A 23,785-nucleotide genomic window follows, 5' to 3' on the forward strand; every position below is an offset into this window, starting at 1 on the left:
CGGTGCCGGTGAGCGAGGCTAGGCCGCCCGGACGGCTGGGCACCCGGGCCCGTGGGCCCGATGGTGGGCCCACGTCGGGCCCGACCGTGGGACGCTGGGTGCATGAACGAGCAGCCCACCGCAGGTCCGTCCGGTCTCGAGGCCGTGCGGCGTGCCGGCATCGAGGTCACGGGCATCGAGGTCATCGACGAGTCCGACCGCACCGCCAAGCCCTCCGACCTGTTCTGGCCGTGGTTCGCGGCCAACGTGTCGGTGTTCGGCATCTCCTACGGCAGCTACGTGCTGGGCTTCGGCCTCTCGTTGGTGCAGGCCGTCCTCGTGACCGTGCTCGGCGTGGTGGTCTCCTTCGCCGCGTGCGGTCTCGTGGCCATCGCGGGCAAGCGAGGGTCGGCGCCGACCATGGTCCTGAGCCGCGCGCCCTTCGGCGTCGTCGGCCAGAAGGTGCCTGGCGTGTTCAGCTGGCTGATCTCCATCGGGTGGGAGACGTTCCTCGCGATCATGGCGACGCTCGCGACGGCGACCATCTTCCGGGAGCTCGGCTGGGGCGGCGGCACCGGCACCAAGGTCGTGGCGTGCGTCGTGATCGCGGCGCTGATCGTCGCGGCGTCGGTGGCCGGCTACCACCTGATCATGCGGATGCAGTCGGTCCTCACGTGGCTGACCGGGGCCGTGACCATCGGCTACATCCTGCTGACCTTCGACCAGATCGACCTCGACCGCGTGACGGCGCTGCCCGGCGGCTCGGGCCAGGCCGTCGTCGGCGCCTTCGTCATGGTGATGACGGGCTTCGGCTTCGGCTGGATCAACATCGCCGCGGACTGGTCGCGCTACCAGCGGCGTGACACCCCCGGTTCGCAGATCGTGCTGTGGAACACGATCGCCGGCGCTCTCGCCCCGGTGGTCCTCGTGGTCTACGGCGTGCTGCTGGCCGGATCCTCGGACACGCTCAGCGCGGGCATCGTGGACGACCCCATCGGCACCCTGGCGTCCGTCCTGCCCACGTGGTTCCTCGTGCCCTTCCTGGTCGCGTCGGTGCTGGCCCTCGTCTCGGGTGCGGTGCTCGGCATCTACTCCTCGGGTCTCACTCTGCTCAGCCTGGGCGTGCGGATCCCCCGCCCCGCCGCGGCCGGCATCGACGGCGTGATCCTGACGCTCGGCACGGTCTACGTCGTGTTCGTGGCGGAGACGTTCCTCGGCCCGTTCACGAGCTTCCTCATCACGCTCGGGGTCCCCATCGCCGCCTGGGCCGGCATCATGATCGGCGACATCGCGCTGCGTCGGCGCGACTACGACGACGCCGCCCTGTTCGACGCCTCCGGCCGCTACGGAGCCGTCGACTGGACGTCGGTGGGCACCATGCTCGTGGCCTCGGTCATCGGCTGGGGCCTGGTCGTCAACCAGGTCTCGGGCACCGCGTGGAACGACTGGCAGGGCTACCTCATCCAGCCGTTCGGCCTGGGCACCCGTCTGCCCGACGGTGCCGGCTGGGACGGTGCGTGGCCGTACGCCAACCTCGGCGTCCTCGTGGCCTTCGCGCTCGGTCTCGTGGTCACGCTCGTCGCCCGCCGCTCCGTGGTCCGCCGCCAGGAGGCGCTGGTCCCATGATCGACCGCTGGCTGGTCGTCGTGGACCCGCAGCGGGTGTTCGCCGACCCGGACTCCCCGTGGGGGTCGCCGATGTTCGCGGACACGCTCGAGCCGATCCGGGCGCTGGCCGCCGCTCTGCCCACGATCGTCACGCGATGGGTCCCGGCCCCGGACGCCGAGCGCATCGGGTCCTGGCGCACCTACTTCGCCGCATGGCCCTTCGCCGACCGGCCCGCCGACGACCCGATGTTCGACGTCGTGCCCGACCTGGCCGACCTCGCGGCCGAGGCCACGGTCGTGTCCGCGCCGACGTTCGGCAAGTGGGACGCGGTCCAGACCGTCACCGGGCCCGCCCCGACGCTCGTGGTGGCCGGCGTGTCCACCGACTGCTGCGTGCTCTCGACGGTGCTGGCTGCCGCCGATGCGGGCGCGACCGTCGAGGTCGTGGCCGACGCCTGCGCAGGCTCCTCGCCGGAGAACCACCGCCGCGCCCTCGACGCGATGGCGCTCTACGCGCCGCAGGTCACGATCGTCTGAGGGTCAGTCGCGCAGGATCGGGCAGCTCATGCAACGCGGGCCACCGCGGCCGGAGCCGAGCTCGGAGCCGCTGATCGCGACGACCTCGATGCCGTGCTCCTCGAGCCGGGCGTTGGTCTGCTCGTTGCGCTCGTAGGCCACGGCCAGACGGGCGTCGATCGCGAGGGTGTTGTTGCCGTCGTCCCACTGCTCGCGCTCGGCCGTGACCGGGTCCAGGCCGGTGTCGATGCGGTGCAGCGCGTCGATGCCCATCGCCTCGGCCGCAGCCTCGAAGAAGGACCGCTCGGCTCCCACCACCAGTGTGCCGTCCTCGTCGCCGCTTGCCGTGACGGCGATGGCGCGGAGCTCGTCGGCCATGTTGGGGTAGATGACCACGCTGTCCACGTCGACCATCGTGACGATCGTGTCGAGGTGCATGGTGGCGCGCTCCTGCGCGATCGGCACCGCGAGCACCGTCTGCGCGAGCCCGGTGGAGAGCACGGTCGAGGCGAACCGCTCGAACCCCGCCGGGGTGGTGCGCTCGCCGACGCCGACGGCGATCACGCCGGGGGCGAGCAGCAGCACGTCGCCGCCCTCGAGGTGCTCCAGGTGCGGGCCGTGGACGCGCTCGGCCCCGGCGAACCGCGGGTGGTGGGTGTAGATCAGGCCGGTCAGCTGGGTCTCGCGCACGCGGGCCGGCATGGCCAGGCTGGTCACGGCCACCCGGTCGGGCAGCCACACCGAGGAGTCGCGCGTGAACAGCAGGTTGGGCAGCGGGTCCACGAGGAAGTCGTCGGGGCGCAGCAGGCTCGTGACGATGCTGCGGTGCGCGATCTCGTCGTTGCGCAGGCCGGCGGTGACGACCGCGGCCAGCTCGTCGGCAGGCAGGTCGGTCAGCGCCGACACGAGGTAGCGGCGCAGGCTGTCACCGAGGTGCAGCGTGGCCGTGGTGCTGGCGATGATCTCGGCCCGCGCCTCGGGCTGCTCGAGCGTCTCGACGAGCAGCTCCACGAGGTACAGCACCTCGACGTCGTGGTCGCGCAGCGCCTGCGCGAACGCGTCGTGCTCGTCCTGCGCGCGCCCCAGCCACGGGATGCCGTCGAACAGCAGCGAGTCGTTGTTGCGTGGCGTCAGCCGCGCCAGCTCCTGGCCCGGCCGGTGCAGCATGACCGTCCGCAGACGTCCGACCTCGCTCGATGCACCCCACGTCGTCATGGTCGTCAGCCTAGGTGCAGCCGGCCGGGTGGTCGCGGCACAGTGCCGCGGCGCCGATCCCGACCCCGGTGGTCGAGTGCCTGCACGAGCGTCAGCGAGGGGAGGCGTATCGAGACCACTCCGGGCGGTTCAGCAGTGCGCGGGCAGCACGAGTGCCCCGACCGGGTGGGCAGGGCGTCGTGGGTGATCCGGTGTCAGGGTCGCCAGCGCTGGTTTCGTTGCCAGGCGTCGGAGCCGGGGAGCTTCCACTCGACGTGGCCGTCGTCGGGGTTGATGCGGCCGATCCAGCCTTGGTCGTGGGCTCGGTGGTGGTGAAACGGGCAGAGCAGTGCGCCGTCACGGATGTCGGTGGTCTTGGAGATCGCGTAGGGGTTCAGGTGGTGGGCCTCGGTCCACCGGGCGTCGCGGTCGCACCCCGGTGTGGTGCATCCGCCGTCTCGCTTCTCCATGGCGCGGCGTGAGCTGCGGTTGAAGTACCGGTTGGTCGATCCGAGGTCGAGCGGGAGGCTCGTGCCTCCCAGAACCATGGGGACGATCTGCGCCGAGCACGCCAGTCGCCTCGCCTCACCGGCACTGATCCGGGTGCCGTCCGACAGCCCGGCGGCCTTCACGCCTCCGACCAGGGTGTCGAGGTCCAGGTTCACCGTCACGACGGCGCTCACACCGCCGTTGGATGGGAGCTGATCGGCGGGCAGGTGCTCGACGAGGGTGGCGAAGGCGTGGCCGAGGCGCTGGGGGTAGGTCTGCCCGAAGCCGATCTCGTCCATCTGGCCGGTCGCGGCATTGACGGTGCCGACCTTCTGGTGGGGTGCGGCCAATGCGTCGAGCGCGGTCTTGAGCATCGCGCCTTGGGCTTCGGGGAGGGTGAACCTGCCGGTGACGGTGCCGTCGTTGTTGTCCCACATCGAGAACGACGTCTTCGCCCGTGCGGCCTCTTCCTTCTTGCGCAGGATCTCGTCCTCGTCGGCGTCCACGTCCTCGGTCTTCTTGCGGTAGGTCTCGGTGATCCGCGCCGCCCTGCGGCGCAGGTCCTTCAGAGTCAGCCGCTGCGCGTCCTTCAGCAGGGTCTCTTCACACCGTTCGCGCTGTTCTGCGGTCACATCGTCGGGAAGCTTGGCCAACGCGCGGGAGATGAGGTCGGCCTGCTTGGTGCTGATCACCCCGGCGGCGAGCGCGTTCTCGATGAGGGTGGTCTGCTCCTCGATCCGCTGCGCGGTATTCACCAACGCGTCGGCGCCGCTGCGGTCCCCACCGAAGTCGAACGAGATCGTGGCCCCGGTCGAGGTGCCCGTTCCCGGTCGCGGACTGTCACCGTTGGCTGCAGCTTTGCGGGCCTTCTCCAGCACGCGAGCGGCGGCCATCTTGTGGGCCGACAGCCGTGCTTCGGCGCGACCGATCTCGGCGAGGAGCCGTCGGACCTCGGTGGGGTCCAGGCCGTCCCACGCCGCGGTGGAGACCGTGTCGAGCAGGGCGTGGAGTCCGTGCACGCACGCCGGCACCGGGTGGGTGTCGAGTGCGGCGACGCTCATGCTTCCTCCTCCTGGCTACCCCCATTCTATAGGGCAGATCAGGCAGAAAACAAGCATACGTTCGAATACAAGCAGAAGGTCCCGTCGGCCCACAGACCTTCGGCCCCACTGGGTGGAGCGGGGCCGAAGGGTGGTGTGCACATCGCGGATCGAGACCGATTTACGACGACTCGGGCACCAGCCAGAGCACCCCGGCCGGGGGCAGCTGGACCTCGGCGGATGCCGCGAACCCGTGCTGCGGCACCATCTCGGCCTCGACGCTGCCGAGGTTGCCGACACCGGAGCCGCCGTAGGACTCGGCGTCGGTGTTCAGCACCTCGCGCCAGGTGCCGGGCAGGGGCAGGCCCACCCGGTAGTCGTGGTGGGGGCTGCCGGAGAAGTTGGCCAGGCAGGCCAGCTGGGAGCCGTCCGAGCCGATGCGCAGGAAGCAGATGACGTTGCCCTGGGTGTCGGAGGCGTCGATCCACCGGAAGCCCTCGGGACGCGCGTCGGCCGTGAACAGGGCCGGGGTGTCGCGGTAGGTGAGGTTGAGGTCGCTGACCAGCTCGAGCACACCGGCGTGCAGCGGGTCCTCCAGCGCGTGCCAGTCGAGCCCGCGCGACTCGGCCCACTCGCCCTCCTGGCCGAACTCCCCGCCCATGAACAGCATCTGCTTGCCGGGGTGCGCCCACATGAAGGCCAGCAGCGCGCGCACTCCGGCCGCCTTGTTCCAGGCGTCGCCGGGCATCCGGCCCCACAGCGAGCCCTTGCCGTGCACGACCTCGTCGTGCGAGAGGGGCAGGACGAAGTTCTCGGTCCAGGCGTAGTCGATCGCGAAGGTCATCTCGCCGTGGTGGTACGAGCGGTGCACGGGATCCTGCCCGAGGTAGGACAACGTGTCGTGCATCCAGCCCATGTTCCACTTGAAGCCGAAGCCGAGACCGCCGGCGTCGGTGGGCGCGCTGACGCCGGGCCACGCGGTGGACTCCTCGGCGATCATCATGACGCCGGGGTGGTGCTTGTAGACCGTGGCGTTGAGCTCCTGCAGCAGCTGCACGGCCTCGAGGTTCTCGCGACCGCCGTGCTTGTTGGGCACCCACTCGCCGTCGTTGCGCGAGTAGTCCAGGTAGAGCATCGAGGCGACGGCGTCGACGCGCAGGCCGTCGAGGTGGAACTCCTCGAGCCAGTAGAGCGCGTTGGCCACGAGGAAGTTGCGCACCTCGTTGCGGCCGAAGTCGAAGACGTAGGTGCCCCAGTCGGGCTGCTCGCCGCGACGCGGGTCGGGGTGCTCGTACAGCGGGGTGCCGTCGAAGCGGGCGAGGGCCCACTCGTCGCGCGGGAAGTGCGCGGGCACCCAGTCGACGATGACGCCGATGCCGCGCTGGTGCAGCTCGTCGACGAACCAGCGGAAGTCGTCGGGGGAGCCGAAGCGCGACGTGGGGGCGTAGTACGAGGTGACCTGGTAGCCCCACGAGCCGCCGAAGGGGTGTTCTGCCACGGGCATGAGCTCGACGTGGGTGAAGCCCATCTCGACGAGGTAGTCGCCGAGCTCGTCGGCCAGCTCCCGGTAGGACAGCCCCGGTCGCCACGACCCGAGGTGCACCTCGTACACGCTCACCGGCGCCTCGAGCCACGCGGTCGCGTCGCGTCGGGCCACCCACGCGTCGTCGCGCCAGCGGTGCTGCGGCTCCACGACGACGGACGCCGTGGCCGGGGGCACCTCGGTGCCGAAGGCGAGCGGGTCGGCCTTCTCGTGCCACGCGCCGTCGGGGCCCTGGAGGCGGAACTTGTAGCGCGCGCCGGCGCCGACGTCCGGGACGAAGAGGTCCCACACGCCCGACCCGCCGAGGGCCCGCATCGCGTGGGCCCCGCCGTCCCAGCCGTTGAAGTCGCCGACCACCTGCACGGCCTGGGCGTTGGGCGCCCAGACCGCGAACGACGTCCCGTCCACGGGCCCGGACGGACCCTCGTGGGTGCGCACGTGCGCACCGAGGACCTCCCAGAGCCGCTCGTGGCGGCCCTCGGCCACCAGGTGCAGGTCGAGGTCACCCACCGCGGGGGGCCAGCTCGTCGTGGACTCGCTCATGTCACTCACCCTCACGCAGGATCCGGGCGATCGACCCCAGCGGGACGCTCGACCAGTCGGGTCGGTTGGCGTGCTCGTAGGACACCTCGTAGACGGCCTTGTCGAGCTCGAGGCCGCGCAGCAGGTCGGCGTCGTCGCGTGGGTCGCGGCCGGCCGCCTTCGCGTAGCCGTCGCAGAACGCCAGCCGGTTGTGGCGCGCCCAGGCCGCGGCCCGCTCGGTCTGCTCCTCGTCGGCGGGCTGGCCCACGAGCAGCTGCTGGGCCGCGTAGTCGAACGAGCGCAGCATGCCGGCGACGTCGCGCAGGGGCGAGCGCAGCGCCGACCGCTCGGCCAGGCTCGAGGCGGGCTCGCCCTCGAAGTCGAGCAGCAGCCAGCCGTGGACGGTGCGGAGCACCTGGCCGAGGTGCAGGTCGCCGTGCACGGGCTGGAGCGGCAGGGTCAGCTCGATTCCGTGCAGCCGGTGGAACGCCTCGCGGATCCCGTCGACGTGGGAGGCGAGGTCGTCGACGTCGGCCGCGACGCGGTCGAGCCGTGCCTCCATGGCCGCCACGGTGCGCTCGAGGTCGTCGTCGGCCGCCGGCTCGGTGCCCAGGGCACGGGCGAGGTCGGCGTGCACGTCGGCCACGGCCCGGCCCAGCCGGTACGCCTCCCCGGCGAAGTCGCCGCCCAGGTCGCCGGGCGGCAGGCCGGAGTCGTCGGCCATGAAGTCGCGGACGCTCGTGGTGGCCATGACCCAGCCGTCGGCGGCGTCGGGCAGGAACCGCTGCAGCATCCCGAAGCTGACCTCGTCGTCGCCGATCCGTCCGCTGATCGCACCGAGCGGCTCGGCCACGTGCGCGGAACCCACCTGGCGCAGGGCGCGGTGCAGCACGAGGTCCTTGTTGACGCCCGGGGTGAGCTTGCGGAACAGCTTGAGGATGTACTGGCCGCCGTAGACGAGCGACGTGTTGCTCTGCTCCGAGGAGATGGGGTGCGCGCGCAGGCCGGTGGTCAGCTCCACGCCGGGCTCGGGGTCGAAGCTCAGGTCACCGACGCGCTCGCCCGCGGCGATGTGGTCCAGCAGCACGCCCGTGAGGTCGGCGTCGCCGCTGGCCTCGTACCAGACGGGACCGTCGCCCGCGGGGATCGCCGCAGCCGCCGGGACGTCGGGCAGTCCGTCGCTGCGTCGACCGAGGAGCAGCTGGTAGGCCTCGGTGCGGTCGCCCTGCTGCACCTCCACCACGAGGTGCACGAGAAGGGGTTCACCGGGCAGGACCACGGTCCAGTCGACGGTGCGGGTGCCGGTGACGGGTCGGTCCTTGCCGCCGAACCACCGCTGCGCGGGAAGCCAGTCGGGCAGGGCCGCCACCACGCGGTCGACGTCGGCGGCCCCGACCTCGTGGCCGTGGTCGGGAGTGTCCTGGTCGGGAGTGCTCACGGGATCGCTCATGTCATGCTCCTTCGTTCGCCCTCGTCGCCGAGCTCGGACAGCTGGAACCAGTAGAAGCCGTGGCCCGGCAGGGTGAGCAGGTACGGCAGCTCACCGACGCGGGGGAAGCGGACGCTGCCGGTCAGCTCGACGGGGGTGCACCCCTCGTGCTCGCCGAGCTCGAGCTCGACGGGCTGGGGGAAGCGGGACAGGTTGTTGACGCAGAGCACCACGTCGCGCTCGCCGTCGGGGCGGGTCCAGACCCGCTTGTAGGCGAGGACGCTCGGGTTCGAGCCGCCCAGGTCGGTGAAGTCGCCCTCGGCGAACGCGAGGTGCTGCTTGCGCACCTCGATCATGCGTCGGGTCCACGACAGCAGCGAGGCGCTGTTGCCCATCTGCGCCTCGACGTTGACCGCCTCGTAGCCGTACGTCGGGTCCATGATCGGCGGCAGGTACACGCGGCCGGGGTCGGACCGCGAGAAGCCGGCGTTGCGGTCGGGGGACCACTGCATGGGCGTGCGGACGGCGTCGCGGTCGCCGAGCCAGATGTTGTCGCCCATGCCGATCTCGTCGCCGTAGTAGAGGACGGGGGAGCCGGGCAGGCTCAGCAGCATGGCGGTGAACAGCTCCAGCTGGTTGCGGTCGTTCTCCAGCAGGGGCGCGAGCCGTCGGCGGATGCCGATGTTGGCCTTCATGCGTGGGTCGCGCGCGTACTCGCGGTACATGTAGTCGCGCTCGTCGTCGGTGACCATCTCCAGCGTCAGCTCATCGTGGTTGCGCAGGAAGATGCCCCACTGGGTGCCCGAAGGGATGGGCGGCGTCTGCGCCAGGATCTCCGAGATCGGGAAGCGCGACTCGCGCCGCACCGCCATGAAGATGCGCGGCATGAGCGGGAAGTGGAAGGCCATGTGGCACTCGTCGCCGCCGACCGCGGGGTCGCCGAAGTACTCGACGACGTCGGACGGCCACTGGTTGGCCTCGGCCAGCAGCACCCGACCGGGGTACTCGCGGTCGATCGTCGCGCGCACCTCGCGGAGGTACTCGTGCGTGCGCGGGAGGTTCTCGCTGCTCGTGCCCTCCTCCTCGAACAGGTAGGGCACGGCGTCGAGGCGGAAGCCGTCGATGCCGAGGTCGAGCCAGAACCGCAGGACGTCGAGCATGGCCTCGCGGACGTCGGGGTTCTCGAAGTTCAGGTCGGGCTGGTGGCTGAAGAAGCGGTGCCAGAAGAACTGGCCGCGCACGGGATCATAGGTCCAGTTCGACGTCTCGGTGTCGACGAAGATGATCCGCGCGTCGCTGTACTCGGTGCCGTCGTCGCTCCAGACGTAGAAGTCGCCGTACGGGCCGTCGGGGTCCTGCCGCGACGCCTGGAACCAGGGGTGCGCGTCGGACGTGTGGTTGAGGACGAGGTCGGTGATGACGCGGATGCCGCGCCGGTGCGCCTCCTCGAGCAGGTGCACGAAGTCGTCGACCGTGCCGAACTCCGGCAGCACGGCGCGGAAGTCGCTGATGTCGTACCCGCCGTCGCGCAGCGGGGAGGCGTAGAACGGGGGGAGCCACAGGCAGTCGACGCCCAGCCACTCGATGTAGTCGAGCTTGTCGGCCAGGCCGCGCAGGTCGCCCGTGCCGTCGCCGTTGGAGTCGTTGAACGCCCGGACCAGCACCTCGTAGAAGACGGCGCGCTTGAACCAGTCGGGGTCGGCGGGCACCTGCTCGGCGTGCTCGAAGTCCTCCGAGCTCGGCTCGGTCATGGTCCCGTCGGCCTCGACGCTCTCGCCGGTGTGGGGGGTCTGCTCGAGGCCGTCGAGGGCGGCATCGGGTGCAGTGTCCTGGCGGGTGGGGTCGTCGGTCATGCGATCACCTCGGTGGGATCAGGGGGAAGGGATGTCATCGGGACCTGACGTGCACGACGTGCGCGCACGTGCGCGCGGGGTCGAGGCGCACGTAGTTGGCCGCGCCCCAGTCGTAGGTCTCGCCGGTCACCTCGTCGTGGGCGACGAGACGCGCGTCGTGGTCGAACCCGAGCTCGTGCAGGTCGAGGAACAGGGTGCCCTCGCGCGCCTCGTGCGGGTCGAGCGAGAGCACGACGACGACGGTGTCGCCCGTGGCCGGGTCCTGCTTGGACCAGGCGAGCAGGGCGTCGTGGTCGACGTGGTGGAAGTGCAGCGTGCGCATCTGCTGCAGCGCCGGGTGTGCGCGGCGGATCTCGTTGAGCCGGGTCAGCCACGGCTCGAGGGAGCGGCCCTCGGCCAGGGCCCCGGCGAAGTCGCGCGGGCGCAGCTGGAACTTCTCGGAGTCGAGGTACTCCTCGGCGCCGGGTCGCAGCACCGCGGACTCGAACAGCTCGTAGCCGGCGTACACGCCCCACGTGGGGGCCAGCGTCGCCGCGAGGGCGGCGCGCAGGGCGAACATGCCCGGACCACCCACCTGCAGGTGCGCGGGCAGGATGTCGGGCGTGTTGACGAAGAGGTTGGCGCGCCCCTCGTCCCAGTGCTCGCGCAGGTCCTCGCCGAACTCGGTGATCTCCTGCTTGGTCGTGCGCCAGGTGAAGTACGTGTAGCTCTGCGTGAACCCGAGCCGGGCCAGGCCCCACAGCCGCGCGGGGCGGGTGAAGGCCTCGGCGAGGAACAGCACGTCGGGGTGGTCGGCCTTGACCGACGCGATCAGCCACGCCCAGAAGTCCGGCGGCTTGGTGTGCGGGTTGTCGACGCGGAAGATGCGCACCCCCCGCTCGACCCAGTGCAGGGTGACGCGCAGCATCTCGGCGTAGATGGCGTCGCGGTCGAGGTCGAAGTTGAGCGGGTAGATGTCCTGGTACTTCTTGGGCGGGTTCTCGGCGTAGGCGATCGTGCCGTCGGGCAGCGTCGTGAAGAACTCGGGGTGCTCGGCCACCCAGGGGTGGTCGGGCGCGGCCTGCAGGGCGAGGTCGAGCGCGACCTCCAGGTCCAGCTCGCGGGCGCGCTCCACGAACGCCGCGAAGTCCTCCTCGGTGCCCAGTGCGGGGTGGATCGCGTCGTGACCGCCCTCGGCTGCACCGATGGCCCACGGCGAGCCGACGTCGTCGGGGCCGGGGGTGAGAGTGTTGTTGGGCCCCTTGCGGTTGTCGCGGCCGATCGGGTGGATCGGGGGCAGGTAGACGACGTCGAACTTCATCGCGGCGACGCGGTCGAGCTCCTTCGTGGCCGTGGCGAACGTGCCGTGCACGGGGGTGCCCTGGGCGTCGACGCCACCGGTGGAGCGGGGGAAGAACTCGTACCAGGAGCCGAACGCGGCGCGCTGCCGGTCGACCCAGACGTGCCGCTCGGGCCCCTGGGTGACGAGCTCGCGGACGGGGTGCTCCTGCATCGTGGAGCGGACGGCGTCGCCGAGGGCCGGGCCCACACGCGCCCCGAGCGGCAGGGTGTCGTCGCGCAGGGCCGAGGCCGCACCCAGGAGGGTCGCGCGCTCGGCTCGCCGCTCCGCGCGGTCGGCGACCTGCGTGAGCAGCCGCGCGGCCAGCTCGAGGTCGTTGGCGAGCTCGGCGGGGGTCTGCCCGGCGGCCAGCTTGGCGTCGAGGGCGTGGGCCGTGGTGGCCCAGGGGTCGCTCCACGCGTCGACGCGGAACGTCCACAGCCCCTCCGCGTCGGGCACGATCGTGGCGGCGAACAGGTCGAGCCCCGAGCCCTGCTCCTGCATGCGCACGGTGCGCTCGGTGCGGTCGCCCGGACCGCGCCACGCGACGGTGGCTCCCACGGCGTCGTGGCCCTCGCGCCACACCGTGGCCTGCACGGGCACGTGCTCGCCCACCACCGCCTTGGAGGGGTAGGTGCCGTCGCCCGAGAGGGGCCGCACGTCATCGATGCCGAGCCGGTCCGTCATGCGCGTCACTCCCGTCGATCGCTGCGTTCGGTGTCCCTTCGAACGTAGCGGTGAACGTGGACGGGCGCGATTCCCGCGGGACCGATCCCCGGTCGCGGGCCCGTCAGTCGTGCCGGGGAGCCTTGAGCAGCAGCAGGGAACGCGCCGCCAGCGTGGTGCGGCTGCCGGCCGCGAAGGCCTCGGTGGAGGCCGGGCTGCCGTCGGCCGACGTGGTGTCGAGCGTCGGCTCGAACGTGGCACCGAACTCCGGCCCCGGGAGCACGACCTCGAGCGGCTCGGCGCCGGCGTGCAGCAGCAGGAGCCACGAGTGGTCGGTGAGCAGCTCGCCCTCGCGGGTGCGGGACTGGCTGTTCGACCCGTCGATCCACATGCCGAGCGTCCGGCGCTCCGGGTCCTGCCAGTCCGGCTCGGTCATCTCCTGGCCGTCGGGGCGCAGCCAGATCAGGTCGGGCCGACCGGTGGGCGTGGTGCGGCCGTCGAAGAACTCGGCCTGGCGCAGGGCGGGACTCTTCGCGCGCAGGTGCACGACTCGACGCGCGAACGCCAGCATCGCGTCGCTCTCGGGGGTCACGGTCCAGTCGACCCACGACGTCGGGTCGTCGAGGCAGTAGGCGTTGTTGTTGCCGCCCTGGGTGCGCCAGCGCTCGTCGCCGGCCACGAACATGGGCGTGCCGGTCGAGAGCAGCAGCGTCGCCAGCAGGTTGCGGGCCTGGCGGGCACGCAACGACGTGATCTCCGGGTCGTCGGTGCCGCCCTCCACGCCGTGGTTCCAGGAGCGGTTGTCGTCGGTGCCGTCGCGGTTGTCCTCGCCGTTGGCCTCGTTGTGCTTGTGGTCGTAGGAGACCAGGTCACGCAGCGTGAAGCCGTCGTGCGCGGTGACGAAGTTGATCGACTGCCAGGGTCGGCGCAGCGTGTGGTCGTAGAGGTCCGACGAGCCGGACAGCCGGTAGGCCAGGTCGTCGACGCCGCCGGCGGCGCCGCGCCAGAAGTCGCGGACCGTGTCGCGGTAGATGCCGTTCCACTCCGCCCACTGGGCGCCGAACGCGCCCACGCGGTAGCCCTCGCCGGTGGCGTCCCACGGCTCGGCGACGAGCTTGCAGCGCGACAGCACGGGGTCGGTGGTGATCGCGGTCAGGAGCGTGCTGTCGCGGTCGAAGGCGCCGCCCCCGGGGCGGCCCATCGTGGAGGCGAGGTCGAAGCGGAACCCGTCGACGCCGAGCTCGGTCGTCCAGTAGCGAAGCGAGTCCGTCACGAGGCGCACGACCTCGGGGGAGCCGGCGTCCAGCGTGTTGCCGCAGCCGGTGATGTCGGCCATGTGGCCGTCGTCGTCGTGCAGGTAGTACGCCGGCGCCTCCAGCCCGCGGAGGCTGAGGGTCGGTCCGTCGGGGCCGCCCTCGCAGGTGTGGTTGTAGACGACGTCGACGATGACCTCGATGCCGGCGGCGTGCAGGGCCGCGACCATGGTGCGGAACTCCTCGACCTCACGGCCGGGCTCGCTCGCGTACCCGGGATGCGGTGCGAAGTAGCCGAGCGGGGAGTACCCCCAGTAGTTGTGCCGGCCGGCGGCCACGAGCGAGGGCTCGTCGGTGAAGGCCTGCACGGGCAGCAGCTCGACGGCGGTGATCCCGAGCCGCAGGAGGTGCTCGACGACGGCCGGGTGCGCCAGGCCCAGGTAGGTGCCGCGCAGGGGCTCGGGCACGTCGGGGTGCTGCTGCGTGAACCCCTTGACGTGCAGCTCGAGCACCACGGTCTCCTCGAACGGCACCTCCGGCTTCGTGCCCGTGTCGGGCCCGCCGGGGCTCGTGACGACGGCCAGCGGCACGTGGCCCAGGGAGTCGACGGTCGACGGCACGGGACCGTCCGGGCCGTCGGGACCGTCGACGTAGCCCTGCGCGGCCGCCATGTCGGTGAGCGAGCCGCGGATGCGTCGGGCGTAGGGGTCGAGCAGGATCTTGTGCGGGTTGCAGCGCATCCCGGTCTTCGGCTCGTAGGGGCCGTGCACGCGGTAGCCGTAGGTCTGTCCGGGCAGCACGCCCTGGACGAGTCCGTGCCAGACGCCGAACGTCCGCTCGGTCAGCTCGACGCGGCGCTCGGTGCCGTCGTCGTCGACGAGGCACAGCTCGACCCGCTCGGCGACGCTGCTGGCGACCGCGAACCTGACGCCGCCGGCCTCGGGGTGGGCGCCCAGCGGGAACGGTCGTCCGGCGAGCACGTGCAGGCCCTGCGGAGGGTGCGTCGTCATGGCGCCCAGTGTGTCAGGCGTCTCGGGGTCGCCCGGCCGTTCCCGGGTACGCACCCGGGGTGGACATCGACGAGCGGATCCGGACCTTCGACCTCGACCGGCTGCACGCCTCCGTGGCGGAGTCGCACGACGGCGAGGTCGACCGGAGCGTGCCCGAGCACGCCGATGCCGACACCGGCCTGTTCGGCCTGGCCGTGTGCGACCGGTCGGGCGAGCTGCGCAGCGTCGGCGACGCCGACGTGACGTTCCCGGTCCAGTCGGCCGTCAAGCCCTTCGTGTACGCGCTGGCGCTGGTCGACGCGGGCGCGAGCGACCTCGACGAGATCGGCATCGAGCCCACGGGCGAGGCGTTCGACGCCGTGCGCCTCGAGAGCGACACCGGGCGGCCGCCGAACCCGATGGTCAACGCCGGTGCCCTCCTGACTGCGAGCCTCGTCGCGGGCGGCTACGCGCAGGAGCGGTCCGACCGCATCCTCGAGGGACTGTCGGCACTGGCCGGCCGGGAGCTCGAGGTCGACGAGGAGGTCAGCCGCTCCGAGCACCTGAGCGGTGACCGCAACCGTGCCCTGGGGCACCTCATGCACTCGGCGGGCACGCTGCACGTCGAGGTCGAGGACGCGATCGAGGTCTATGCCCGCGCCTGCGCGGTCTCGGTCAGTGCCGAGACCCTCGCCGTCATGGGTGCGACGCTCGCCTTCGGCGGTCGGAACCCGGTGACCGGGGACCGGGTGCTCCCGGTCGAGGTCGTGCGCAGCACGTTGAGCGTCATGGCCACGTGCGGCATGTACGACGGGTCGGGCCGGTGGATGCACCGCGTCGGCATGCCGGCCAAGTCCGGCGTCGCGGGCGGTGTGGTGGCGTCGGCACCACGACACCTGGGCATCGGCGTCTACAGCCCGCCGCTCGACGAGCGCGGCAACAGCGTGCGCGGCGTGCTGGCCTGCGAGCGGCTCGCCGACGACCTCGGTCTGCACGCCTTCACGGTGGCCTGAGCGCGGTCAGAGGAGCAGCAGCAGGATCGCGGCCAGGAACAGGACACCGGCCACGCCCAGCAGGGCCAGGAGCGCGGCGCGACCGGCTCGGCCACGCCCGGTGCTGGCGAGCACGTCGGCGCGAGGATCACCGAGCACGAGCCGCTGCTGCTCGGCGAGGAACGTCTGGAACACCGCACCCCACGTGATGGCGCCCCGGTAGGCGAAGTGCCGGCCGGTGTCGGCCTCGACGAGCATCGGCAGCGCGATGACGGCCCACCGTCGGCGGGGCGGTGCCGCCGCCTCGTCGCGTGCCTGCTCGTCGGCGGTGCCGCTCACGACGACGGGCAGCACCGCGATCCCGTTGCCGGACCGTCGGCGGGCCCGGCCCGAGAGCGACCCGGCCCGGCCGGCCGTCGTCTCGGTCAGGCGGTCGACGTGGCCGGTCGTCGCGTGGTCCACGGGGAGGAGGACCACGACCGTGTGCAGGCGGGACAGGAACCAGCCGACCCTGCGGTCGCGACGGCGCAGGACGCGCGTCCCGACCGGCCAGTCGTCACCGGCGTCCACCGCCTCGTACCCCGCGGCGAGGAGCCGAGAGGTGGCTGCGTCGGTCCAGGCTTCGTGCACGTCGGCGGTCCCTCAGGAGTAGGGGCCCGAGAACGGGGCGGGGGCGTCGGGGTCGTCGACGTCGCCCTCGGTCTCGTGGTCCTGCTTCTGGTGCTTCGGGTCGTCCGTGGGCTCCGCGGAGTCGCGGGGGTCCTCGCTGGGGATGTCGCTCTTCCCGTTGTCGCTCATGGCCTCAGTGTGCGTCGGACGCCTCGGGTCCGCCCGTCGAGGCCCAGACGAGCTCGTCGCCCCGCCTGACCTCGGCCCGCTCGGCGCGCAGGTCGACGTCGACCACGAAGGGGCCACGGTGCATGACGACGTGACGGTCGTCGTCGGAGACCTCGACGACGAGGTCGGCCAGGGACGGGTCGCGCAGCTCGGGGTGCTCGTGCCGCAGGGCGACGAGCGAGCGGTAGGTGTCGAGGACCGCGCGGTGGGCGGGGTCCTCGAGCTCGTCCCAGCGCAGCGTCGAGCGCTCGACGGTGGCGTGGTCCATCGGGTCGGGCACCTCGGACTTGCCCCAGCCGTGCCGGCCGAACTCGCGCCGACGGCCGGTGCGCACGGCCTCGGCCAGCTCGGGGTCGGGGAACGAGGCGAAGAACTGCCACGGCGTGCTCGCGGCCCACTCCTCGCCCATGAACAGCATGGGTGTGAACGGGCCGAGCAGCACGAGCGCGGCCCCGCAGGCCAGCAGGTCGGCCGACACCGTGGCCGAGATGCGGTCGCCGGTGGCGCGGTTGCCCACCTGGTCGTGGTCCTGCAGGTACGTCACGAAGGCGGAGCCGGGCACGGTCTCGACGTCGACGGGTCGGCCGTGGCTGCGCCCTCGGAACGACGACCACGTGCCGTCGTGGAAGAAGGCGCCGCGCAGCACCTTGGCCAGCGCGCCGGGCGTCGCGAAGTCGGCGTAGTAGCCGTCGGTCTCGCCCGTCAGCGCCACGTGCAGCGCGTGGTGGACGTCGTCGCACCACTGCGCGTCCATGCCGAGGCCGCCACGGGCGCGGGGGGTGACCATGCGCGGGTCGTTGAGGTCGGACTCGGCCACCAGCGAGAGCGGTCGGCCCAGCGCCACCGACATGCGTTCCGTCTCGGCGGAGAGCTCCTCCAGGATCGGCAGGGCCCGCGTGTCGGCCAGGGCGTGGACCGCGTCGAGGCGCAGACCGTCCACGTGGAAGTGCTCGAACCACGTCATCGCGTTGTCGAGGACGTAGCGACGGACCTCGTCGGACCCCTCGCCGTCGAGGTTGAGGCCCGGCCCCCAGTCGTTCTGGCCGGCGAAGTACGGGCCGAAGCGGTCGAGGTAGGCGCCGGAGGGGCCGAGATGGTTGTAGACGACGTCGAGAACGACGCCGAGGTCGCGTGCGTGGCACGCGTCGACGAACCGCTTGAAGCCGTCGGGTCCGCCGTAGGGCTCGTGCACGGCACCCCAGAGGACGCCGTCGTAGCCCCAGCCGTGCGGGCCGTCGAAGCTGTTGACCGGCAGTACCTCGACCATCTCGACGCCCAGGTCGACGAGGTGGTCGAGCCGTTCGATCGCGGCGTCGAACGTGCGCCCTGGCGTGAACGTGCCGACGTGCAGTTCGTAGACCACCGAGCCGGGCAGCGCCCGGCCCGCCCAGGCGTCGTCGGACCAGGCGAAGGCGTCGTGGTCGTACGCCCGGGACGCCGCGTGGACACCGTGGGGCTGCCAGGACGAGCGAGGGTCGGGCAGCGGGGTCTCGTCGTCACCCAGCAGGAAGGCGTAGTCGGACCCGGCGGCCACCTCGGTCTCGAGCCACCACCAGCCGGACCGGGGCTCGCCCGGCTCCCACGCCTCCATCGGGTGGTCGACGCCGTCGACCCGCACCCGGACCCGCTCGTGGGCGGGCGCCCAGACGGTGACGGCCACCCTCAGACCACCCGGGTGGGCGGAGACTTCGTCTCGCTGGGATCAGTGGTGGGGATGCTGCCGAGCGCCTCGTCGACCTTCGCGAGGACGTCGGCGTCGAGGGTGACGCCGCTGGCGGCCGCGTTGGACTCCACCTGCTCGGGACGGGACGCCCCGACGATCGCGCCGGCGACGTTGTCGTTGGCGAGCACCCAGGCGACGGCCAGCTGGGCCATGGTGATGCCGAGGTCGTCGGCGATCGGGCGCAGCTGCTGCACGGCGGTGAGCACCTCGTCGTCGAGGAAGCGCTTGATCATGTCGGCGCCGCCCTTCTCGTCCGTGGCGCGGCTGCCCTCCGGAGGTGCTGCACCGGGCTCGTACTTGCCCGACAGCACGCCCTGCGCGATGGGCGACCAGACGATCTGTGAGAGGCCGAGCTCGCGGCTGGTGGGCACGACCTCGCCCTCGATGACGCGCCACAGCATCGAGTACTGGGGCTGGTTGGACACGAGCCGGAAGCCGAGGTCCTGCGCGAGCTCCTGGCCGGCGCGGATCTGGTCGGCCGTCCACTCGCTGACGCCGATGTAGTGCGCCTTGCCCGCGCGGACGACGTCGGCGAACGCCTGCATCGTCTCCTCGAGCGGCGTCTCGTGGTCGTAGCGGTGCGCCTGGTAGAGGTCGACGTAGTCGGTCTGCAGCCGCTGCAGCGAGCCGTCGATGGACTCCATGATGTGCTTGCGCGACAGGCCGGTGTCGTTCGGTCCGCCGGGGCCGGTGGGCCAGTAGACCTTCGTGAGGATCTCCAGCGACGCGCGACGCTCGCCCTTCAGCGCCTCGCCGAGCACCGACTCGGCCTTGCCGTTGGCGTAGACGTCGGCGGTGTCGAACGTCGTGATGCCGGCGTCGAGCGCCGCGCGGACGCACGCCGTGGCCGCGTCGTTCTCGACCTGGGACCCGTGGGTCAGCCAGTTGCCGTAGATGATCTCGCTGACCTTGAGGCCGCTGTTTCCGAGGTACCTGAACTCCATGCCTCGAGCCTAGTTCCGGTGCCCCACCGCGCGACTCGGACGGACGGCCCGGCCCCATCCCGGGCGTTTTGACGACTTGGCGTCGATTTCTCGCGCTGGAATCGACGCAAAGGCGTCAAAACGCGGAGTGGGCGGGACGTCGGGGGCCTGCGGCTGCGTTGGTGCGGGCTCGAGGGGAGTCGGCCTCCGAAAGGGCCTCGACGGGGCGGAGGGTCCGGCGCTAGGTGGGTCTCCCGGCCCCGGCCCGGCGTTTTGACGGCTTGACGACGATTCTTGCGTGCGGAATCGTCGTCAAGCCGTCAAAACGCGGGGCCGGGCCCGAGGGCTCGGGCTCGGCGCTGGTGCTGCTCGGTCGAGGCCCTTTCGGAGGCCACCCCGACGACGACCACAGCCCGCGCAGCTGGAGGGCCCACCGCCTGGGCAGGCGGGCTCGCCGGCGCCACCCGACCGGCGGGCGTCAGGCCCGTCGCGTCAGCAGGGCAACGGGGTAGGTCCGCAGCAAGTCGGCGAGACGGACGTCGCCGCCCTCGAGCACGGCGCCGGTGAGCACGTCGGTCCACGTCCCCTCGGCGAGCGGGAGGGTCGTCTCCGCCCAGCCGCCGCGCGCCTCGAGTCCCACGGGCAGACGAGTCACGACGGCGACGAGATCGTCGCTGCGACCGAAGGCGAGCGCGTGGTCGGCGGCGGGACCCCGGGCGGCCACCGCGCCGTAGCCGCGGAACAGCTCCGGCCGGTCGCGGCGAAGCGTCAGCACCCGACGCACGAGCGACGTCTTCGCCGCCCCCGACGCGTCGACCTCCGGCAACCAGCCGTCGTCGAGCCGGCGGAGCACCGCGCGGAAGGCCTCGTGGTCGACCGGGCGACGGTTGTCGGGGTCGACGAGCGAGTGGTCCCAGCCCTCGGTGCCCTGGTAGACGTCGGGCACGCCCGGTCCGGCCAGCTGCAGCAGCTTCTGGCTGAGCGAGACCGTCCGGCCGGGTCCCTCGATCCGGTCGACGAGCGCCTGCACCTCGTCGCCGACCTCGGCCCGCACACGGGCGGGCCAGGCGCGGATCGAGTCCTCGAAGGCCTCGTCGGTCTCGGTCCAGGTGGTGCGGATCTTGGACTCGCGCGCCGCCTTGAGCAGGTAGTCGGTCAGCCGCTCGTCGCTGATGGGCCACGCCCCGAGCAGGGTCTGCCAGGCCAGCAGGTCGAGGGCGGGCTCGTCGAGCCCGCAGCGGGCCGACCAAGCCGCGATCGCGTCCGTCGCCTCGTCGCCGACCTCCGCCAGCACCAGCATCCGGGCGCGGGTGTCCTCCGACCGCTTCGTGTCGTGCGTCGTGAGCGCCGTCATGGCGGCCGGGTGGTCGGCCTCCCTGGCAGCGGCGAGCGCGTGGAAGCCCTCCACGTCGACGCCCCACACGTCGGGGGAGCCGCCCACCTCGTTGAGCGCGACGAAGCGCGTGAACCGGTAGAAGGTGGTGTCCTCGGTGCCCTTGGCCACGACCATGCCGGACGTCTGCTGGATGCGGGTGGCGAGCTCGCCCTGCGGGGCCTCGCGGACCTGCGCGTCGAGCGCGGTCAGGGCCTCGCCGACGTCGGGCCGACGGCTGCGCGCCGTGTCGATCGCCCGCGTCCAGTCGTCCTCGCCCTCGGGCAGGTAGGACCGGTAGACGCCGAAGGCCACCATCGTCTCCGCGACGGCCGTGCGTGCGGCGTCCCCGGGCACGTCGCGCAGCAGTCCGGCGATGCGACGGACCTCGGCCACGAGCACCTTCTGCGTCACCATGCGCCGTGCGTCCTCCTCGACGGCGGCGTAGTCCGACGGCGCTCCGAGGCGCTCGGACAGCGCCTGCCAGGGAGCCTCGCCGCCCCGCCCGTCGACGCCACCGTCGAGCAGCACGCCCTCGACCTCGCGCATGGCGTCGTACCCGGTGGTCCCGTCGGCGGGCCAGCTCGCGGGCAGGTCCTCGCCCGGGTGCAGGATCTTCTCGACGACGAGCCACGCGTCGGGCGCGGCCTCGTGCAGGCGCTGCAGGTAGCCGCCGGGGTCGGACAGGCCGTCCGGGTGGTCGATGCGCAGCCCGGTCACCCGGCCCTCGGACACCCAGCGCAGCACCTCGCGGTGGGCGTCGTCGAAGACGGTCGGGTCCTCGACCCGCACGGCGGCCAGCGTCGTGATGTCGAAGAACCGGCGGTAGTTCAGCTCGGACGCCCCGCGGCGCCAGCCGACGAGCTCGTAGTGCTGTCGGTCGTGGACCTGCTGCGGGGTCAGCGACGCGAAGCCCGGGTCGGCCAGCGTCGCGGCGTCGATCGGGAACCGGTGGTCGTAGTACGTGAGCTCGTCGCCGTCGACCGCCAGCTCCGCGACCTCGGCGTCGTCGCCGAGGACGGGCACCAGCACCCGGCCGCGCGACCAGTCGACGTCGAAGTGCCCGGCCCACGCCGAGCGCTCTCCCTCGGCGAGCACCGACCACCACCACGGGTTCGCCCGCGGCACCTCGACCGACATGTGGTTCGGCACCACGTCGACCACGAGCCCCATCCCGGCGTCGCGCACGGCGTCCGTGAGGGAGTCCCAGCCGTCGGGTCCGCCCAGCTCGGGCCGGGCCCGCGTGGGGTCGGTGACGTCGTAGCCGTGCGTGGAGCCGGGTGTCGCGTCGAGCACCGGCGACACGTACACCGCGCCGACGCCGAGGTCGCGCAGGTACGGCACGAGCGCCTCGGCCTCCGCGAACCCGAAGCCCGGCCGCAGCTGCAGCCGGTACGTCGACGTGGGCGTGCTCACGACTCGACCCGCTGCAGCACCACCAGCGAGCGGCCCTCGAGCTCGACCGTCGCGCCGCCCTCGATCAGCTCGTCGCCCGGCTCGGCGACCGTGCCGCTCGCGGTGTCGACCACGACCGCCCACGTGCTGGCGTACTCGCCGTCCGGCACGGTGAACGCGATGCCCTCGTGGTGGGCGTTGAACGCCATCAGGAAGGAATCGTCGACGACGCGCTCGCCCCGCTCGTCGCGGTCGGCGATCGCCCGGCCGTTGAGGAACACCGCGATCGAGCGGCCGAAGCCGTCGTCCCAGTTCTGCTCGGTCATCTCCTCGCCGGCCGGCGTGAACCAGGCGATGTCGCGCAGCTCGTCACCCTTGCGGATCGGCTTGCCCTGGAAGAACCGGCGGCGCCGGAACACCGGGTGGGCGGTGCGGAACGCGGCGAGGGCCGAGGTGAACCCGAGCAGGGAGTGCTCGTGCTCGTCGAGGTCCCAGTCGACCCACGCGACCTCGTTGTCCTGGCAGTAGACGTTGTTGTTGCCGCCCTGGCTGCGGCCCAGCTCGTCGCCGTGCAGCACCATCGGCACACCCTGCGAGAGCAGCATGGTGGCCAGGAAGTTGCGACGCTGTCGGCGGCGCAGCTCGAGGATCTCCGGGTCGTCGGTCGGGCCCTCCACGCCGCAGTTCCACGACCGGTTGTCGTCGGCGCCGTCACGACCGTCCTCGCCGTTGGCCTCGTTGTGCTTCTGCTCGTACGACACGAGGTCGTTCAGGGTGAAGCCGTCGTGGGCCGTCACGAAGTTGATCGACGCGTACGGGCGCCGGCCGTTGTCCTGGTAGAGGTCGGACGAGCCGCTGATCCGCGACGCGAACTCGCCCAGCGTCGACGGCTCGCCGCGCCAGAAGTCGCGCACGGTGTCGCGGTACAGGCCGTTCCACTCCGTCCACAGCGGCGGGAAGTTGCCCACCTGGTAGCCGCCGGGGCCCACGTCCCACGGCTCGGCGATCAGCTTCACCTGGCTGACCACCGGGTCCTGCTGCACCAGCTCGAAGAAGGTGGCCAGCTTGTCCACGTCGTAGAACTCGCGCGCCAGCGTGGCCGCCAGGTCGAAGCGGAACCCGTCGACGTGCATCTCGGTGACCCAGTAGCGCAGGGAGTCCATGATGAGCTGCAGCGGCGTGGGGTGGCGCACGTTCAGCGAGTTCCCGGTGCCGGTGTAGTCCATGTAGTGCTGCTCGTCGTCCTCGACGAGGCGGTAGTAGGCCTGGTTGTCGATGCCGCGCATCGACAGCGTCGGCCCGAGGTGGTTGCCCTCCGCGGTGTGGTTGTAGACGACGTCGAGGATGACCTCGATGCCCGCGGCGTGCAGCGCGCGGACCATGCCCTTGAACTCCTGCACCTGGCGACCTGGCTGTGAGGTGTAGGCGTCGTGGGGGGCGAAGAAGCCGATCGTGTTGTAGCCCCAGTAGTTCGTCAGGTCCTTCTCGACGAGGTAGTGGTCCGTGACGAACTGGTGCACGGGGAGCAGCTCGATGGCGGTCACGCCGAGGCCGGTCAGGTGCTCGATCACGGCGGGGTGCGCGAGCGCCGCGTAGGTGCCGCGCAGCTCCTCGGGGACGTCGGGGTGGGTCATCGTGAGCCCCCGGACGTGAGCCTCGTAGATGATCGACTCGTTGTAGGGGCGGCGCGGCGGTCGGTCGTCGGCCCAGTCGAAGAACGTGTCGACCACGAGCGAGAACGGCACGTGGCCGGCGGAGTCGTCGTCGTTCGGCTCGTCGGGCGATCCCATCTCGTAGGCGAAGAGCGACGGGTCCCAGTCGGGCTGGCCCTGCACGGCCTTCGCGTACGGGTCGATGAGCAGCTTCTGCGGGTTGCAGCGCAGGCCGTTCTCGGGGTCCCAGGGGCCGTGCACGCGGTAGCCGTAGCGCTGGCCGGGGCCGATGCCGGGCAGGAAGCCGTGGTGGACGAAGCCGTCCACCTCCTCGAGACGGACGCGGGTCTCGGTGCCCGACTCGTCGAAGAGGCACAGCTCCACGAGGTCGGCGACCTCCGAGAACAGGGCGAAGTTGGTGCCGGTGCCGTCGTACGTGGCACCGAGCGGGTAGGGCGATCCGGGCCAGGGGCGCACGGGGGTCTCCTCGGGT

The 23,785-nt window shown here is 71.9% G+C and carries 16 protein-coding genes; 3 read left to right on the forward strand and 13 right to left on the reverse strand.

The window, feature by feature from the left end; translation table 11 throughout:
• Nucleotides 1-102: 102 nt before the first annotated feature.
• Nucleotides 103-1,605: a cytosine permease gene (locus RQG84_RS17035; RefSeq protein ID WP_056557114.1), complete on the forward strand. Its 1,503-nt coding sequence runs from the start codon at nucleotides 103-105 to the stop codon at nucleotides 1,603-1,605.
• Nucleotides 1,602-2,123: a cysteine hydrolase gene (locus RQG84_RS17040; protein WP_311211007.1), complete on the forward strand. Its 522-nt coding sequence runs from the start codon at nucleotides 1,602-1,604 to the stop codon at nucleotides 2,121-2,123. The genes RQG84_RS17035 and RQG84_RS17040 overlap by 4 nt, the downstream gene beginning before the upstream one ends.
• Nucleotides 2,124-2,126: 3 nt before the next feature.
• Here RQG84_RS17040 and RQG84_RS17045 read toward each other — a convergent pair whose 3' ends face one another.
• From RQG84_RS17045 to glgX (RQG84_RS17075), 7 genes are all read right to left on the reverse strand, one after another.
• Entirely contained in the window at nucleotides 2,127-3,317 is a 1,191-nt protein-coding gene (locus RQG84_RS17045; protein WP_311211008.1) for an arginine deiminase, read from the reverse strand.
• A 194-nt stretch (nucleotides 3,318-3,511) separates the two neighbouring features.
• Nucleotides 3,512-4,846, reverse strand: coding sequence for a DUF222 domain-containing protein (locus tag RQG84_RS17050; protein WP_311211009.1), 1,335 nt, complete (start codon nucleotides 4,844-4,846; stop codon nucleotides 3,512-3,514).
• Between the two features lie 160 nt (nucleotides 4,847-5,006).
• Nucleotides 5,007-6,911 carry a 1,4-alpha-glucan branching protein GlgB gene (gene glgB / locus RQG84_RS17055; RefSeq protein ID WP_311211010.1) on the reverse strand — a complete coding sequence of 635 codons (1,905 nt, stop codon included), beginning with the start codon at nucleotides 6,909-6,911 and terminating at the stop codon, nucleotides 5,007-5,009.
• A 1-nt stretch (nucleotide 6,912) separates the two neighbouring features.
• Nucleotides 6,913-8,340, reverse strand: coding sequence for a maltokinase N-terminal cap-like domain-containing protein (locus RQG84_RS17060; protein ID WP_311211011.1), 1,428 nt, complete (start codon nucleotides 8,338-8,340; stop codon nucleotides 6,913-6,915).
• On the reverse strand, nucleotides 8,337-10,070 hold the full coding sequence (treS, locus tag RQG84_RS17065) for a maltose alpha-D-glucosyltransferase (RefSeq protein WP_311211028.1): 1,734 nt from the start codon (nucleotides 10,068-10,070) through the stop codon (nucleotides 8,337-8,339). The genes RQG84_RS17060 and treS overlap by 4 nt, the downstream gene beginning before the upstream one ends.
• 136 nt (nucleotides 10,071-10,206) lie before the next feature.
• The gene (locus RQG84_RS17070) at nucleotides 10,207-12,177 is read right to left on the reverse strand and encodes a maltotransferase domain-containing protein (protein ID WP_311211012.1); all 1,971 of its coding nucleotides are present in this window, start codon (nucleotides 12,175-12,177) and stop codon (nucleotides 10,207-10,209) included.
• Nucleotides 12,178-12,280: 103 nt separating this feature from the next.
• On the reverse strand, nucleotides 12,281-14,419 hold the full coding sequence (gene glgX, locus RQG84_RS17075) for a glycogen debranching protein GlgX (protein ID WP_311211013.1): 2,139 nt from the start codon (nucleotides 14,417-14,419) through the stop codon (nucleotides 12,281-12,283).
• A gap of 59 nt (nucleotides 14,420-14,478) precedes the next feature.
• Here glgX (RQG84_RS17075) and glsA point away from each other — a divergent pair, with 59 nt between their 5' ends.
• Nucleotides 14,479-15,411 carry a glutaminase A gene (glsA, locus tag RQG84_RS17080; protein WP_311211014.1) on the forward strand — a complete coding sequence of 311 codons (933 nt, stop codon included), beginning with the start codon at nucleotides 14,479-14,481 and terminating at the stop codon, nucleotides 15,409-15,411.
• 6 nt (nucleotides 15,412-15,417) lie between these two features.
• On the opposite strand, the gene RQG84_RS17085 is transcribed toward glsA, so the two are convergent.
• The 6 genes from RQG84_RS17085 to glgX (RQG84_RS17110) all read right to left on the reverse strand — a co-directional run bounded on the left by RQG84_RS17085 (nucleotide 15,418) and on the right by glgX (RQG84_RS17110) (nucleotide 23,769).
• Nucleotides 15,418-16,020: a hypothetical protein gene (locus RQG84_RS17085; RefSeq protein ID WP_311211015.1), complete on the reverse strand. Its 603-nt coding sequence runs from the start codon at nucleotides 16,018-16,020 to the stop codon at nucleotides 15,418-15,420.
• A gap of 12 nt (nucleotides 16,021-16,032) precedes the next feature.
• On the reverse strand, nucleotides 16,033-16,188 hold the full coding sequence (locus RQG84_RS17090) for a hypothetical protein (protein WP_156364729.1): 156 nt from the start codon (nucleotides 16,186-16,188) through the stop codon (nucleotides 16,033-16,035).
• 4 nt (nucleotides 16,189-16,192) lie between these two features.
• Complete coding sequence (gene treZ / locus RQG84_RS17095) at nucleotides 16,193-17,887, reverse strand: malto-oligosyltrehalose trehalohydrolase (RefSeq protein WP_311211016.1); 1,695 nt, start codon at nucleotides 17,885-17,887, stop codon at nucleotides 16,193-16,195.
• A 2-nt stretch (nucleotides 17,888-17,889) separates the two neighbouring features.
• A complete protein-coding gene (locus RQG84_RS17100) occupies nucleotides 17,890-18,894 on the reverse strand; it encodes an aldo/keto reductase family protein (protein WP_311211017.1) in 1,005 nt (334 codons plus the stop codon).
• Nucleotides 18,895-19,351: 457 nt separating this feature from the next.
• Nucleotides 19,352-21,661 (reverse strand): malto-oligosyltrehalose synthase, encoded by a 2,310-nt coding sequence (gene treY / locus RQG84_RS17105; protein WP_311211018.1) that lies wholly within the window; start codon nucleotides 21,659-21,661, stop codon nucleotides 19,352-19,354.
• Nucleotides 21,658-23,769 (reverse strand): glycogen debranching protein GlgX, encoded by a 2,112-nt coding sequence (gene glgX / locus RQG84_RS17110; RefSeq protein WP_311211019.1) that lies wholly within the window; start codon nucleotides 23,767-23,769, stop codon nucleotides 21,658-21,660. The genes treY and glgX (RQG84_RS17110) overlap by 4 nt, the downstream gene beginning before the upstream one ends.
• Between the last annotated feature and the right edge of the window lie 16 nt (nucleotides 23,770-23,785).

It is taken from the genome of Aeromicrobium sp. WCS2018Hpa-31, assembly GCF_031843905.1.
GTDB lineage: Bacteria > Actinomycetota > Actinomycetes > Propionibacteriales > Nocardioidaceae > Aeromicrobium.

What these genes read in the sequence shown, in the direction of transcription:
- RQG84_RS17040 (WP_311211007.1), top strand. Translation starts at nt 1,602, where the DNA reads ATGATCGACCGCTGGCTGGTCGTCGTGGACCCGCAGCGGGTGTTCGCC.
- RQG84_RS17045 (WP_311211008.1), bottom strand. Translation starts at nt 3,317, where the DNA reads ATGACGACGTGGGGTGCATCGAGCGAGGTCGGACGTCTGCGGACGGTC.
- glgX (WP_311211013.1), bottom strand. Translation starts at nt 14,419, where the DNA reads ATGACGACGCACCCTCCGCAGGGCCTGCACGTGCTCGCCGGACGACCG.
- RQG84_RS17050 (WP_311211009.1), bottom strand. Translation starts at nt 4,846, where the DNA reads ATGAGCGTCGCCGCACTCGACACCCACCCGGTGCCGGCGTGCGTGCAC.
- RQG84_RS17035 (WP_056557114.1), top strand. Translation starts at nt 103, where the DNA reads ATGAACGAGCAGCCCACCGCAGGTCCGTCCGGTCTCGAGGCCGTGCGG.
- treS (WP_311211028.1), bottom strand. Translation starts at nt 10,070, where the DNA reads ATGACCGAGCCGAGCTCGGAGGACTTCGAGCACGCCGAGCAGGTGCCC.
- glgB (WP_311211010.1), bottom strand. Translation starts at nt 6,911, where the DNA reads ATGAGCGAGTCCACGACGAGCTGGCCCCCCGCGGTGGGTGACCTCGAC.
- RQG84_RS17100 (WP_311211017.1), bottom strand. Translation starts at nt 18,894, where the DNA reads ATGGAGTTCAGGTACCTCGGAAACAGCGGCCTCAAGGTCAGCGAGATC.
- RQG84_RS17070 (WP_311211012.1), bottom strand. Translation starts at nt 12,177, where the DNA reads ATGACGGACCGGCTCGGCATCGATGACGTGCGGCCCCTCTCGGGCGAC.
- RQG84_RS17090 (WP_156364729.1), bottom strand. Translation starts at nt 16,188, where the DNA reads ATGAGCGACAACGGGAAGAGCGACATCCCCAGCGAGGACCCCCGCGAC.
- RQG84_RS17060 (WP_311211011.1), bottom strand. Translation starts at nt 8,340, where the DNA reads ATGAGCGATCCCGTGAGCACTCCCGACCAGGACACTCCCGACCACGGC.